Raw genomic sequence first — 13,104 nt, 5'->3', positions numbered from 1 at the left:
GAGGTCACACAAAGGAGTCACCTGAGAGCCACCTCACATTCATGAGAGGCGCATGCCATCCTTGGAGTGACACGGACCCTGAGCCGACGGCCCGTCCCGAGGATTTCGACCGTCGGATCCGCGCTGACGACCCCGCGCACCGGCCGGTCCCAGACGATCTCCAGCGGCTCTCCGGTACGCGGCGGCTCGCTCACCCAGAGGGTAGCGGTGCGCCCCCGGCTCCGTACAAGTACGCTCGCGCCCGCCGAGGAGCTCAGCGGGCCCGCCGTGCCGGCCTCCCAGAAGTTCGCGGCCGTCAGGCCGAGGGAGCGTACCTGAACGGCCTGGCGGCGGGCGTCGTTGGCAAGGACGCACAGCCAGTCGTGGTCCGCCGCACGGGCCGCGACATCGCCGCGCGAGGCGCCGGGCATCAGGAGATAGACGTACGTCGCCCCGGCCGGGTCGGTGCCATGGTCCAGCCAGAGGGTCTGCCAGCGCCGGGTGCGCCGTTCGGTGGTGCTGGTGGTGTTGATGTCGGACCAGGCGCCGGTGCGGTCCTCGCGGAGGGTGCGCAGGGCCCTCGTACCGCCCGGGAACACCCATCCGCCGTGGCCGTCGAGATGAGCCCATCCGCGGGCGACGGTGAACCGCTGTGTACCGCCCTCCCCCAGGTTGCGATTGTCGACCACCGTCTCCACCGGCACGCCGTCGGTGGCCGTGATCCCCGCGCCCAGGCAGATGAGGGAATCCGCGACGCAGAACCACGACTTGCGGGCTTCGAGGGTGGAGCCGAGCCCTTTGAGGTGCTGCCCCACGGCCGCGTAGGTGCCGTCCGTCGCACCGCCGACCCAGCGCACGGCGGGCCTGGCCGCTCCCCACTCACCGCCCTCCCTGTCGGCAAGTCGCTTGGTGGACACGGTCGTTCCGGGCAGCCGGTACCAGTCCACGGTGGGCCAGAACCAGTCGGTGTACTGATCGGCCCGCCCCGAGTGTCCGTCGGCCCACCACAGCGTCATCCCCGCACCCGTGTGCCAGCCGCGCGGGTTCTCCCCGTTGCCGCACTCGTAGTGCGCGATCCGCTCGGAGGCCATGGAGATGCCCGCGGCGAAACCCGGGCCGCGGTGCACGGCGCGGTCCATGGCCGCGAAGAGGTGGTGACCGGCGGTTGTCGACGGCGGCGCAGGCGGCCTCACGCCGGGGCCGGGTCAGTTCGTCGTGCAGGGCGGCGACGATGTCCATGAGGAGGCGGGGGCTGCCGATCTGCCATTCCCACCAGTTGCCGTAGCGGGTGGTGGAGGGGTTGTAGACCGTCGCGGAGAGGTGGTCGAGGCCGCTGATCACCTGCGCGAGGAGCGTCTCGTCCCCGGTCGATCCGGTGCCCTCCTGGACGTACGCCTGCGTCATCGTCCACAGCCTGCTGTAGCTCTGGGTGATGCCGGAGGGCGGGTCGAAGGGGTAGCCCGGCCAGAGCGATCCGGCCGTCGGAGTCATGGTCGCGCCGAAGCCGCGGGCCAGTTCGCCGGTTTCGCGGAGGCGGGAGGCGTAGGGCTCGGCGGTGGGCTCGTAGCCGGTGCCGAGGGCGATGTCGAGCCAACGCCGCCGCAGGGTGGCGTACTCGTCGTCCTCGTCGGCTGCCGCGGGGGACGGGGCGCTCGCGGCCGCCGTGAGGGCGGCCGCGAGCAGGAACATACGTCGGGTGGGAGTCATGCGGTCATGCCCTAGCAGCCACCGCAGTTGTAGTAGAGGACGTCCCAGTGGCTGCCCTCGTCGGCGTAGATGTTGCCGGAGCCCGACTTGTACTGCGGGGCGCCGTCGCCGCGCAGGCCGATGTAGGTGAAGTTGTTCTTGATGTAGCCGGTGACGCAGGTGTTCTTGCCGTAGTCGAGCTTGTAGCCGTTCCAGTGCGAGTACGTACCGCTGGCGTGGCCGGTCTCGGTGCCGCCGGTGATGTTGAGCGCGCAGCCACTGGCCCGCTTGAGGGTCTGGGCGCCTTGCGCGGTGGCAAGATTGAGCTGCTCGAAGGACGTACAGGTGGGGTTGTTCCGGTCGGAACACCCGCCGGACGAGGACCAGGTGATGCCGACCTGGCGGAACATCGAGGTCGCTGTGGCGTGGCTGATCTTGGTGACGGCGAAGGCGTCGGTGGCGGTGCCGACGACCGCGGCACCGGGGGCGACGACGAGGACGAGGGCGGTCAGGGCGGAGCGGAACTTCATGGGGACCCTTCCTGCGGACGACCGTGCTTCCTGTGGGGCGGCTGTGCAGGCGGTGCACGGAGATGGTGCCCGAGGTCTACGCGCGTCGGCCAGAGGGCGAGCAAAACCAACCCCAAGTAACGTCGTGAACACGCTATGGATGATGTTGAAACTTGAACGGAATACCTCTACAGTCGTCCCTGTTGACCTCATTGAAGATTCAATAGAATCCGTTACTCGCCCCTCCAAGGAGCACGTCATGGGCATCTTCGGCCGCAAGAGCGACGCCAAGGACACCACCACCGCGGCGCCCGCCGCCGCAAGCGCCGACCTGGCCGCGCTGACCGGTGACTACACGATCGACCCGTCGCACTCGACGTTCGGCTTCGTCGCGCGCCACGCGATGGTGACGAACGTCAAGGGCACCTTCCATGAGTTCGAGGGCAGCCTGCACCTGGACGGCACGGACCCCTCCAAATCCACGGCCAGCATCGACATCAAGGTGGAGAGCGTCGAGACCGGGTCCGCGGACCGTGACGGCCACCTGAAGAGCTCCGACTTCTTCAAGGTCGACGAGTTCCCGACGATGACCTTCCGCTCCACCAAGGCGGAGGCCCTGGGCGGCGACGACTACCGGATCACCGGCGACCTGGAGATCCTCGGCACGACGAAGCCGATCTCCATCGACCTGGAGTTCAACGGCTCCGCGAAGGACCCGTTCGGCAACGAGCGCGTGGGCTTCGAGGGCAAGGCCGAGATCCTGCGCTCCGAGTGGGGTCTGACCTGGAACGCGGCCCTGGAGACCGGCGGCTTCCTCGTCTCGGACAAGATCAAGCTGAACTTCGACATCTCGGCGATCAAGAACGCCGCCTGAGCCCTTCGGCTCCCGTCGGCACCCTGAGCGCGCCCGCCTTCCCATTCCCCCGTATCCGGAAGGCGGGCGCTCCGGCATGTCCGGGCACCCTCGCCCTCCTGTCTCAACCGGTGGCCGGGCGGGGTCCGGTACGCCGTCGGACCACCGGCAGTACCCACCACGCCGACGCCACCGCCAGTGCGGCTCCCGCCGCGATCTCTTCGAGGCGGGTCGGCAGCAGGCTCTGTGTGTTCTGGCCGTAGTAGCCGAGGAGGAGGGCCAGGGCGGTGGTCATGCCGGCAGCCCAGTAGGCATAGTTCAGTGGGCGCAGCCACAGGGCGGCTGCCAGGACGGCGAAGATCAGGACGACGGACGTGCGGCCGGTTGTTCCGGCCGCGGCCACGCCGGTGGCCAGCAGTGTGCCGGCGCAGGCGCCGAGGAAGCGTTCGACTCCCTTGCGTGCGACGTCGTTCCGGCCCCGGTTGCCGCTCGCGGCGACGTACGCCGTGAGGACCATCCATGGCCAGTGGTGGTCGAAGAGCAGTCGTCCGAGGGTGAGCGCCGCGGCCACGGCGGCCGCCATCTGCAGGGCCATGCGGGTGCTGGGGCGGGGGCGCAGTGCCGAGGGGCGCCCCGTGCGGTTCCGTTGGGGCGCGGGCGCGGGCTCGGGCCGCCAGGGGATGAAGCGGTCCGCCGCCGTCCGGACCAGCCAGACGCAGCCGCACGCCAGCATTCCGATCAGCGCCGACCAGCCCCAACTCACCACCGACGACTGGGCCTTGGGCGGCAGCGCCGGGCCGGGGACGACGAGCAGGGCGACCAGCGGCAGTGTCATCAGGGTGCCCGCCTTCGTCGCGGCCGGGCCGAAGCGGCGGATCCAGATCGGCAGGGAGATGCCGAGGGTGAAGACGGCGGCCCCCAGCGCGTAGTGCTCCGCCATGAGGTGGCCGAGCAGGGTCGAGGCTCCGGCCACGACGGGCAGCAGGACGAGGGCCGTGAGGCGTTCACGGGTGTCGGCGGTCCGCTGGGTGCCCGCCAGGGTGAGCGTCAGGGCGACCGCGAGGACCAGTACGTCGGTGTGCAGTCCGGCGGCACCCTCCAGCCACAGGGCGGCGGCCCAGCAGAGCAGCACGGCCGTCATGGTGAGCGCAGATTCGTAAGCATTGCGTATGAGTGATGCGGTCACCATGCCGATGGTACGGGCAATATGGGGCGCCAATAATAAATGATCGCGTAAGATCTCCTCATGGACCAGCTTTCCCGCGCCGCCCAGATCCGCCGCGGCATCGTGCGGCTCAACCGCCGGCTGCGGCAGGAGCGGGGCGAGGGTGGGCTCAGCCCGAATCAGCTGGGGGTGCTCGGGCATCTGCGCCGGCACGGGGCCGCGACACCGGGCGAGGTCGCGGCGGCCGAGCGGCAGCGGCCGCAGTCGCTGACCCGGGTCTTCGCCGAACTGGAGACGGCCGGGCTCATCGCCCGGGAGCCCGGCACCGCGGACCGGCGCCAGTCCGTGCTCACACTGACCGAGGAAGGGCGCCGGGCGCTGGAGCGGGACATGGCCGAGCGCGACGCCTGGCTGGCCACGGCGCTCGGCACGCTGAGCGAGACCGAGCGGGAGGTACTGCGTCTCGCGGGTGCCCTGATGGACCGGCTCGCGGACACCGATCCGAGCGCGTGAACCATCGGTCGGTGCGCTGCGTGTCCGCTCCGGTGAACTACCAGTCCCAGTGCGGGACTTCGCGCAGCGGGTGCAGTTCCTCGTCCGTCTCCGCCCGGGAGTTCTGCTGGGCCACGCGCGAGCCGAACTCGACGTGCGAGCGGACCGCCGCGCGGAACGGTTCGTCGTCCGGCAGGTCCGCCTCGTCCAAGGACTCCAGATAGACCTGTACGAAGCGGTCGCGCTGTTCGTCGGTGATCCGCAGCCCGCGGTGCACCTCGATGATGTGCTCGAAGCCGAGCTCCCGGGTGAAGCGGTCGGGGCCGCCGAACGATTCCGCGGTGAACCAGGTCAGCCGGTCGACGTGGTGCGGTTCGCGGCGTGGGAAGACCTCGCGCAGGACGGGGTCCGCGAGTGCCTTCGCGTAGAAGATCTCCTCCAGGCGGTGCAGGGCTTCGTCGCCGCCCGCGTGTTCGTAGAGGCTCGTCATGCTGTCCATCGTGTCCCATCGCGAGGCGGTGGAACGGGTTCCGCCCGGCGAACTTTCAGAAGCCGCCGCCGAAGTCCCCTCCCCCGCCGAAGTCGCCGCCTCCGCCGTCCCCGAAGCCGCCGCCGAAGTCGCCGGGGTCGAAGTCGGAGCCCGAGACGTCACCGCCGTCGTAACCGCCGCCGAAGTCGCCGTATCCGGAGCCGTAGTCGGCCGCGTACGAGGGGCTGGACATCACGCTGCCGAGCAGGGTGCCGACGAGGAAGCCGGGCAGCAGGCCGCCGCCGAAGTAGCCGCCGGCCCAGGGGCCGTAGGCCGGGCCCGCGTCCCAGTACGGGCGACGGCCGTAGTCCGTGTCCACCTCGCGGATCGCCGGGTCGGCGCCGTCGGCGAGGCGGGCCCCGTCCGCCGCGCAGACCGGGACCTGGCGGGGTGCGCCGCCGGCGGGCGTCCAGGTGGCGTCGGCGACGGACGGGCCGTGGCGCGGGTCGAAGAAGCACGGGGAGCGGCGCTCGGGGATGGGCCGGCCCTCGCGGCGCGCGGCGAGCACCGCAAGCGAGAACCGGCCGTCCTCCAGGGCCTGGGTGACGGCTCGTACGTCCTCGGGTCGCCGGGCCGCGGCCATGGACGACTTCGCCTGCTCGTACGCGTCCAGCGCGCGCTCGTAGTCCGCGCGCATCGCGTCGTCGGCGCCCGCCTCCGCGGGGTGGAAGTCGAGCCGGTCCAGTTCCTCGCCGAAGGCCGTGATGTCCTCGTCCACGACCACGCCGAGCTTGTCGAGCGCCGCCTGCTGCTCCTCCGCCTTGCGGTGGCGGTTGCGGCGTACGAGCGTGTACGCGCCCGCGCCGCCGGCCACGACCACCGCGGCGACCGTGATCAGGGCGCCCGTGGAGACGCCGCCTCCCGTGTCGCCGCCGCTCCAGCCCGCGGGGGCCGAGCCGCCGATGTTGGTGAGCGCGCGGTCCGTGAAGTCGTTCAGCTGGGTCTTCGCGGGTTCGCCCTGGACGCTGGTGACGAGGTTCTGCACGGCCGTGCGGGACATCACCGAGGAGTCGGCCCGCGCGTCGAGGCGGTCGCCGAGCCTGATGGCGTAGAGGCCGGTGATGCCGGTGGCGGTGCGCAGATTCTGGAAGAGGTTCTGGGTGGGGAAGCCGGCGGGGAGGACCGCCACGAAGACGGGCTTGTCCGCGTTTTTGATCTTCTTCGCGAGGGAGTCGGCGTCGGTGGCCGAGAGCTGGGCGGAGGCGGCGGGGTCCACGTATACCGGGCCCTTGCGCAGGGCCGCGGCGACGGTGTCGACGCTGGTGGCCGCGTGGACCCTGGGCGCGCCGACCGCGAGTACCGCCAGGGCGGCGAGGGCCAGTGCGATCAGCAGGCCCGGGAGTGCTCGGGTGAGTGCGGCCTTCATGTCTTCGAAGCTACCCGAATAGCCGCAAATGTGGACATCCGGGCTGGTGGGGAATGGTTGCGGTGCGGTTGTTCTCGCCCCCTCCGCCCCTCTCCTCCCCCAAGCTCTCGGCCTCCTCCCCCAAGCTCTCGGCTCCGCTCGAGCAGGGGGGACCCATCGTCCCTGGGGGCTGCGCCCCATACCCCCGCCAAAAGAGTGCGCAGTTCCCCGCGCCCCTGAAAGGGGCTCGGGGAACTGCTCAACATTGGGCTCAGCTTGCCAGGTAGGCCTCCTTCAGCTTCGCCACCGCGGCCGCGTACCGGCCCGTCAGCAGGAGATGGTCCGCGTCGGCGAAGGGCTTCGCGGTCGCGGGCGTGATGGTTGAGGCGAGCTTCTGCTGGACGAGGAGGCGGGCCTTGGCCACGGCGGCGCGGCCGGCTTCGGAGGCGCCGGTCCGGTCGGCCGCCTCGGCGACGAGGGCGAGGACCTTCAGGGTCGAGGTGCCCCCTGCCGGCACCTTCGTGAGGGTCGTGAGGCCCCAGCCGTACGGGAACTGCGGATCGTAGGACGCGTCACCGACGTTGATCGGCAGTTGGGACTCCGACTTCGGCCAGGTGACGGGGAGCTGACCGGTGAAGGCCCGCTTTCCGTACAGCACGTCCGCGACACCGTCGCCCTCAGTGCCCGGCAGCCAGGAGGCGACGAGCGCGTCGATCGAGCCCAGGCGGTCCCCCACCAGCTGCGGTCGGCCGGAGACGGTCAGGACCACGCACTTCATGGCCCCGCACACCTTGTCGACGGCGGCCTTGTCGGCGGCGGTCAGCTCCAGGTCGTTGCCGTTGCCGACGTCGCCGACCCCCTCGGCGTACGGAGTCTCGCCCACGACGACCACACCCACGTCGTAACCGCCCGTCGGAGCCGAGGCGTCCTTCGAGTAGGTGACGTCACCGCCGGCCCGCCGCATACCCTCCAGGATCGTCGTGCCGTCCGTGATGGGACCCGACGAGCCCTGCCAGGTGATCGTCCAGCCACCGGTCTGGTTGCCGATGTCATCGGCATTGGATCCGGCGACGTACACCTTCTGGGTTTTCCTGAGGGGGAGCACGCCGCCCGCGTTCTTGAGCAGGACCTGGGACTCGGCCGCCGCCTGACGGGCCACGGCCCGGTGCTCCGGCGAACCGATCAGCGACGCGCCACTCGTGTCCGCATACGGCTTCTCGAACAGGCCGAGCTTGAACTTCTGCGTGAGGATGCGCGTCACCGCGTCGTCGACCCGGCTCTCGCTGATCCGGCCCGCCCTCACCTCGTCGATCAGTGTCGTGCGGAAGTCCTTGTAGGCGTACGGGACCATGATCATGTCGAGGCCCGCATTGACGGACGTACGGACGTCGGACGCGTAGTCGCCGGGAATCTGGTCGATGGCGGCCCAGTCGCTGATGACGAAGCCGTCGAAGCCCATGCGGTCCTTGAGCACACCGTTGATCATGTCCGCGCGGGCGTGCATCTTCACCGGGCCCTGGCCGTCGCCGAGGATGTCGAGCGAGGAGTAGGAGGGCATGACAGAGCCGATGCCCCGGTCGACCGCCGTCTGGTACGGGGAGAGGTGAATCGCTTCCAGCTGCTGCCGGGTCACCTTGGTGACGCCCTGGTCGATGGTGTACGAGCCCGTCGTCGACGAGCCGTACACCGTGCCGCCGTCGCCGACGAAGTGCTTCGCGGTGGCCAGCACCTTGTCGTCGTCCTTCAAGTCCTTGCCGTTGGCGGCGCCTTGAAGGCCCTGGATGATCGTCTCCATCGACTTGACGAGGGCCGGGTCCTCGCCGAAGGACTCGTAGGAGCGGCCCCAGCGTTCGTCGCGGGTGACGCACAGGCAGGGGGCGAAGTCCCAGGGAATTCCGGTGGCGCGGACCTCGGCGGCGGTCACGGCGCCCGCCTTCTGGGCCAGCCCCGGATCACGGGTCGCGCCGATGCCGATGTTGTGCGGCATGATCGTCGAGCCGACGAGGTTGTTGTGGCCGTGCACCGCGTCCACACCGTAGATCAGCGGGATCTGGAATCGACTTGCCTGGGCGCGGAGCTGGAAGGAGTCGATCATCTTCGCCCACGCCGCGGCGGTGTTGGGCGTCGGGGTGGAGCCGCCGCCGGACAGGAGCGATCCGAGGTCGTACGTCGCGATGTCGCCCTGCGCCGTGAGCGCCCCGCGCTCGGCCTGGGTCATCTGCCCGGCCTTCTCCTCCAGGGACATCCGGGAGACGAGGTCGGCGACCCGCTTCCGCACGGGCAACTTCGGGTTCAGGTAGGGCAGTCCGTGGGCGTCGATGACCACCTGCGGGGTCTCGGCGGGAGCCTTCGCGCCGGTGACCGTGAGTTTGAGGGGGATCGTCTCGGCGGACTCGGCGGACTTGTCCTTCAGCGCGGACACCTGGATCGTGCGCGAGGTGCCGGAGGCCGTGCCCGCCGGGAAGGTGATCTCGCCCTTGACCGGCGTGTAGTCCTTGCCGGACTCGGCGGTGCCGCCCGCGCTCTCGTACGCGACGGTCACCGGCTCGTCGATCGGTGCTGAGCCGGTGGTGGCGACGGAGACCTTCACCGCGGCCGTGCCGCCCTCCTTCACCGGGTACACGGCGGAGTCGGTCATGACGGAGGCGCGCAGGGACTGGTCGGCCTTGCCGTACAACTCGACGTCGTCCATGGCGAACCGGCCCTTGACGCCGACCGGCAGGGTGACGGCGTACCCCCACATCTGGGTGAGGCCGAGGACCTGGTCGATACCGCCGACGGGCTGGTAGTCCGTGCGATAGGTGAAGTCGGTGAAGGGGATCTCGATCTGTTTCCAGCCGGTGAAGTCGTCGGTGAAGGACGTCGTCCACAGCTCGGAGGCCTCGCCGTTGGCGCCGCCGTCCTTGATCTCGAAGGCGACCTTCTTGGCGTTGTTCTGGCCGTCCCACCAGAAGCGGATGCCCTTGTGGGCGGACCAGTCCTGGGCCGGCTGGGCGTAGGCGAAGTCATGGGTGAAGCCGCCGTAGCCGCTGATGTCGTAGCTGCCGGTGAGGACCTTGGCGCCCTCGGGGGCGTCGGACCGTGCGGTCAGGGCGAGTTGGGGCGGATCGTCGGTGTCACTGCCCCAGGGGAAGATGCCGTCGGCGGGCGGATTCGCGAACGGAACCTCGCCCTCGAAGGTGTCGACGGGGACCGGGGCCGGATCGTCGGCCCCCGCCGCGGCCCCCGCGGAGGCCAGGGGCAGCAGCCCGGTGAGCAAGGCGGCGGAGGCGAGCAGGGCGGTTCTTCGCATGGACCTTCCCTCGACTCTCGGAAATCCACTTCAGGGCTCTTCAGTACTCTTGCGACTCAGTAGTCTTACGACTTAGATCACGGCGTGAGTTAACTGGCGCCCCGCGAACCCGTCAAGACTTCACGTCAGAACCGGTACACAGCCAATGGGCTGCTGGATCAGGGCAGTTGTTCCTTCAGCCTGTGAACGCGCACCCCCTTGACGCGCGTCCGCAGCCGTCATTTACTCACGCCTCGCATGCCCCACTCCCCCACCCCCAGAAGGGCTGCGCACATGAGTCTCCTGAGACGACCCACCCGGACGGCACGGCTGTTGCTGGCCGGGCTGCTGACGACCGCCGGGCTGACCACTGTCGGCTCCGTGCCCGCGCACGCCGCGGGCGAGCAGGTCACGGCCTGGCTGACCACGACGGACGACACCGGCGGCCGCCATGTGGTGCGTGGCTTGCAGGCGCAAACTCCCTTCGCCTTCCAGTCCGGCAGCGGCGGCAGCGGCGAGAACATCAGTGTCGACGAGAACACCCGCTACCAGACCTTCACCGGTGGAGGCGCGTCCTTCACGGACACCGCGGCCTGGCTGATGAACAGCAGCGGAGCACTGTCGCAGACCACGCGCAACGCCACGATGACGAAGCTGTTCTCACCGACCGACGGCATCGGCCTGTCCTTCCTGCGCAATCCGATGGGCGCCTCGGACCTCGCCCGGTACGGCTACACGTACGACGACGTGCCGGCCGGGCAGACCGACCCGAACCTCACGCAGTTCTCGATCGCACACGACCTGGCGGACGTGGTGCCGCTGACCAGGCAGGCCCTCCAGCTGAACCCGTCGCTGACCGTGATGGCCTCACCGTGGACGGCGCCGGCCTGGATGAAGGACAGCGGGTCGCTCAACGGCGGCTGGCTGAAGGCGGAGGACTACGGGGCCTACGCCTCGTACTTCGTGAAATACCTCCAGGCCTACCGCGACCAGGGCGTCCCGGTCTCCTACGTCACCGCGCAGAACGAGCCGACGTGCTGTTCCGGGTACCCCTCGATGAGCTGGAACGCCTCCGGGCTGGCCTATTTCACGAAGAGCGAGCTGCTGCCGAAACTCCAGCAGGCGGGGCTGTCCACGAAGGTGCTGGCACACGACTGGAACTGGGACGTGTACGACGCGTACGCCGCCCAGACGGTCGACGACGCGACGGTGCGCTCGCACCCCAACTTCGGCGGGATCGCGTGGCACGGCTACGGCGGCGACGTCACCAAGCAGACCACCGTCCACAACCAGTACCCCTCGCTGGACGCCTTCGGCACCGAGCACTCGGGCGGCACCTGGATCGCCAACCAGCAGCGCGAGGACATGCTCAACATCGTCGACTACACCCGGAACTGGGCGAAGTCGGTGACCAAGTGGTCGCTGGCCGTGGACCAGAACATGGGCCCGCACAACGGGGGTTGCGGCACCTGCACCGGTCTCATCACGGTCCACAACGGTGACGGGCAGAGCGGGACGGTCGACTACACCGTCGAGTACTACACGATGGGGCATCTGACGAAGTTCGTACGGCCGGGCGCGCAGCGCATCGCGTCGACCGCGAGCTCGTCCGTGCCGAACGTCGCATGGCGCAACCCGGACGGTTCGAAGGCGCTGATCGCGTACAACGACGCGTCGACGGCGAAGACGGTGACCATCAACTGGGGTTCGCAGCACGCCACTTACTCCCTGCCGGGCAAGACGTCGGCCACGTTCACCTGGTCGGGGACGCAGGCGGGCGGCGGCGACCGGTCGGGTTCCTTCGTCGGACTCGCGGGCAAGTGCCTGGACGTGGCAGGCGGTTCGAGCGCGAACGGAACCGCCGTACAGCTCTACGACTGCAACGGCTCGACGGCGCAGCGGTGGACCGTGCGGGCGGACGGTTCGATCGGGGCGCTCGGCAAGTGCCTGGACGTCACCTCGGGGTCGACGGCGGACGGGGCGAAGGTGCAGTTGTACGACTGCAATGGGACCGGTGCGCAACGGTGGTCGTACAACTCTTCGACGGGTGATGTAGTCAATACGGCGGCGGACAAGTGCCTCGACGTGACGGACAACTCGTCAGCGAACGGGGCACGGGCGCAGATCTGGTCGTGCACGGGGGCCGCCAACCAGAAGTGGCGGTTGCAGTAGGACATCGGGCCCTGCTGCCCGGCCAGGGGGAGGCAGGGGCCATGAGACATCGGGGTGCGACCGCGACCGGAGTGCTGGCGGGGCTGAGGCTGTTGAGCGGATGCAGTCCGGCCTCGCTGCCGCTCGTCGCGGTCTGGCCGGGCGCGGACGGGCAGCCCGTCGTGGCGGTGCGGCCGTGCGACGGCGATCACGCGACGGGCCTGCGGCTCTCGAGCTGGGCCGCGGACGCGTACATCGAGGACCCGAGCGGCGGGGTGGTCGACAACCCCTCAAGCACGGCGTCCCCCGGGCAGGTGGACACCCGCTGGGCGGTGCGGAGCGGGGTCGAGATCGGCAGGACCACCTTTCCGCTGTTCTCGCCCCCGTCCGCGTGGCACGCGCAGCGGATCGGGCCGCAGAAGCTGGGGCCCGGCCGCGTGTACTCCTTGGACTTCACCGGCGCACGCCAGGGCTGGGACCCGTACGACGGCAGGCTCGGCTTCACCGCCGCCGACCTCGCCTCGCTGCACCCCGGTCAGGTCTGGGCAGACGGCCGTGCGATGAGCCGGGACGCCTTCGACGACCTCGTGGACGACAAGTGCTGAGGGAGCGGCCGGGCACGGCCGCCGGTCCGAGGCGGCGCGTGGCGGCGGTGCTGGGTGTGTCGGCCGGAGCACTCCTGCTGAGCGGTTGTGGCGCGGTCGATCTGCCCCTGGCAGCCGTGCGGATGGGCACGGACGGTGCACCCCGGGCGCTCATCCGGCCGTGCGGCGACGACACCTATCGCGGCGCGGCCCTCGACGGCCGGCCCCGGTCCGGCGGCAAGGGACCCGCCACCGGCGGCTGGGACACGAAGGGCGAGCACGGCGGCGACGCCGCGTTCCCGCTGTTCACACCGCCGGCCGACTGGAAGGCCCGCCACCGCGGCACGCAGCGACTCCTGCCGGACCACCGCTACACGCTGTCCTTCCACCACTACGTCACCGGCGACTCCTACAACGGCGTCGTCGAGTTCACGGCCGAGGACATCACCGCGCTGAAGCCCGGCCAGGTCTGGGCCGACGGCCGCGCCATGAGCCCCGGCGAGTTCGAGAAGCTCGCCGAGGACTCGTGCTGAACGGCGG

General features: G+C 70.1%; 10 protein-coding genes and 1 pseudogene. 5 read left to right on the top strand and 6 right to left on the bottom strand.

Going from position 1 to position 13,104, the window contains the following annotated elements; translation table 11 throughout:
* Nucleotides 1–17: 17 nt before the first annotated feature.
* Nucleotides 18–1,668: pseudogene (locus tag IEY95_RS27945) on the bottom strand (polysaccharide lyase family 8 super-sandwich domain-containing protein).
* A gap of 29 nt (nt 1,669–1,697) precedes the next feature.
* Nucleotides 1,698–2,195, bottom strand: coding sequence for a hypothetical protein (locus IEY95_RS27940; protein WP_189188929.1), 498 nt, complete (start codon nt 2,193–2,195; stop codon nt 1,698–1,700).
* 238 nt (nt 2,196–2,433) lie between these two features.
* Between IEY95_RS27940 and IEY95_RS27935 the strand changes: the two genes are divergently transcribed.
* Nucleotides 2,434–3,048, top strand: coding sequence for a YceI family protein (locus IEY95_RS27935; protein ID WP_189188928.1), 615 nt, complete (start codon nt 2,434–2,436; stop codon nt 3,046–3,048).
* Nucleotides 3,049–3,151: 103 nt separating this feature from the next.
* On the opposite strand, the gene IEY95_RS27930 is transcribed toward IEY95_RS27935, so the two are convergent.
* Nucleotides 3,152–4,216 carry an FUSC family protein gene (locus IEY95_RS27930; protein WP_189188927.1) on the bottom strand — a complete coding sequence of 355 codons (1,065 nt, stop codon included), beginning with the start codon at nt 4,214–4,216 and terminating at the stop codon, nt 3,152–3,154.
* Nucleotides 4,217–4,273: 57 nt separating this feature from the next.
* Between IEY95_RS27930 and IEY95_RS27925 the strand changes: the two genes are divergently transcribed.
* Complete coding sequence (locus IEY95_RS27925; RefSeq protein WP_189188926.1) at nt 4,274–4,705, top strand: MarR family winged helix-turn-helix transcriptional regulator; 432 nt, start codon at nt 4,274–4,276, stop codon at nt 4,703–4,705.
* Between the two features lie 37 nt (nt 4,706–4,742).
* On the opposite strand, the gene IEY95_RS27920 is transcribed toward IEY95_RS27925, so the two are convergent.
* The 3 genes from IEY95_RS27920 to IEY95_RS27910 form a co-directional block, all read right to left on the bottom strand.
* Entirely contained in the window at nt 4,743–5,174 is a 432-nt protein-coding gene (locus IEY95_RS27920; RefSeq protein ID WP_189188925.1) for a group II truncated hemoglobin, read from the bottom strand.
* Nucleotides 5,175–5,229: 55 nt separating this feature from the next.
* Nucleotides 5,230–6,579, bottom strand: a complete 1,350-nt coding sequence (locus IEY95_RS27915; RefSeq protein WP_189188924.1) for a hypothetical protein — start codon at nt 6,577–6,579, stop codon at nt 5,230–5,232.
* 250 nt (nt 6,580–6,829) lie between these two features.
* The gene (locus tag IEY95_RS27910) at nt 6,830–9,850 is read right to left on the bottom strand and encodes a glycoside hydrolase family 3 protein (RefSeq protein WP_189188923.1); all 3,021 of its coding nucleotides are present in this window, start codon (nt 9,848–9,850) and stop codon (nt 6,830–6,832) included.
* Between the two features lie 273 nt (nt 9,851–10,123).
* Between IEY95_RS27910 and IEY95_RS27905 the strand changes: the two genes are divergently transcribed.
* From IEY95_RS27905 to IEY95_RS27895, 3 genes are read left to right on the top strand one after another with little or no spacing between them, the layout of a single operon-like run.
* Nucleotides 10,124–12,001, top strand: coding sequence for a lectin (locus tag IEY95_RS27905; RefSeq protein ID WP_189188922.1), 1,878 nt, complete (start codon nt 10,124–10,126; stop codon nt 11,999–12,001).
* Between the two features lie 41 nt (nt 12,002–12,042).
* Nucleotides 12,043–12,585 carry a hypothetical protein gene (locus IEY95_RS27900; protein WP_189188921.1) on the top strand — a complete coding sequence of 181 codons (543 nt, stop codon included), beginning with the start codon at nt 12,043–12,045 and terminating at the stop codon, nt 12,583–12,585.
* A gap of 38 nt (nt 12,586–12,623) precedes the next feature.
* On the top strand, nt 12,624–13,097 hold the full coding sequence (locus tag IEY95_RS27895) for a hypothetical protein (protein ID WP_229703430.1): 474 nt from the start codon (nt 12,624–12,626) through the stop codon (nt 13,095–13,097).
* Nucleotides 13,098–13,104: the final 7 nt, after the last annotated feature.

Origin of the sequence: Streptomyces albiflavescens, assembly GCF_014645835.1 — a bacterium.
Classification (GTDB): Bacteria; Actinomycetota; Actinomycetes; order Streptomycetales; family Streptomycetaceae; genus Streptomyces; species Streptomyces albiflavescens.
This window is presented reverse-complemented; position numbering and strand designations above follow the sequence as displayed.

What these genes read in the sequence shown, in the direction of transcription:
- IEY95_RS27940 (WP_189188929.1), bottom strand. Translation starts at nt 2,195, where the DNA reads ATGAAGTTCCGCTCCGCCCTGACCGCCCTCGTCCTCGTCGTCGCCCCC.
- IEY95_RS27935 (WP_189188928.1), top strand. Translation starts at nt 2,434, where the DNA reads ATGGGCATCTTCGGCCGCAAGAGCGACGCCAAGGACACCACCACCGCG.
- IEY95_RS27930 (WP_189188927.1), bottom strand. Translation starts at nt 4,216, where the DNA reads ATGGTGACCGCATCACTCATACGCAATGCTTACGAATCTGCGCTCACC.
- IEY95_RS27925 (WP_189188926.1), top strand. Translation starts at nt 4,274, where the DNA reads ATGGACCAGCTTTCCCGCGCCGCCCAGATCCGCCGCGGCATCGTGCGG.
- IEY95_RS27920 (WP_189188925.1), bottom strand. Translation starts at nt 5,174, where the DNA reads ATGACGAGCCTCTACGAACACGCGGGCGGCGACGAAGCCCTGCACCGC.
- IEY95_RS27915 (WP_189188924.1), bottom strand. Translation starts at nt 6,579, where the DNA reads ATGAAGGCCGCACTCACCCGAGCACTCCCGGGCCTGCTGATCGCACTG.
- IEY95_RS27910 (WP_189188923.1), bottom strand. Translation starts at nt 9,850, where the DNA reads ATGCGAAGAACCGCCCTGCTCGCCTCCGCCGCCTTGCTCACCGGGCTG.
- IEY95_RS27905 (WP_189188922.1), top strand. Translation starts at nt 10,124, where the DNA reads ATGAGTCTCCTGAGACGACCCACCCGGACGGCACGGCTGTTGCTGGCC.
- IEY95_RS27900 (WP_189188921.1), top strand. Translation starts at nt 12,043, where the DNA reads ATGAGACATCGGGGTGCGACCGCGACCGGAGTGCTGGCGGGGCTGAGG.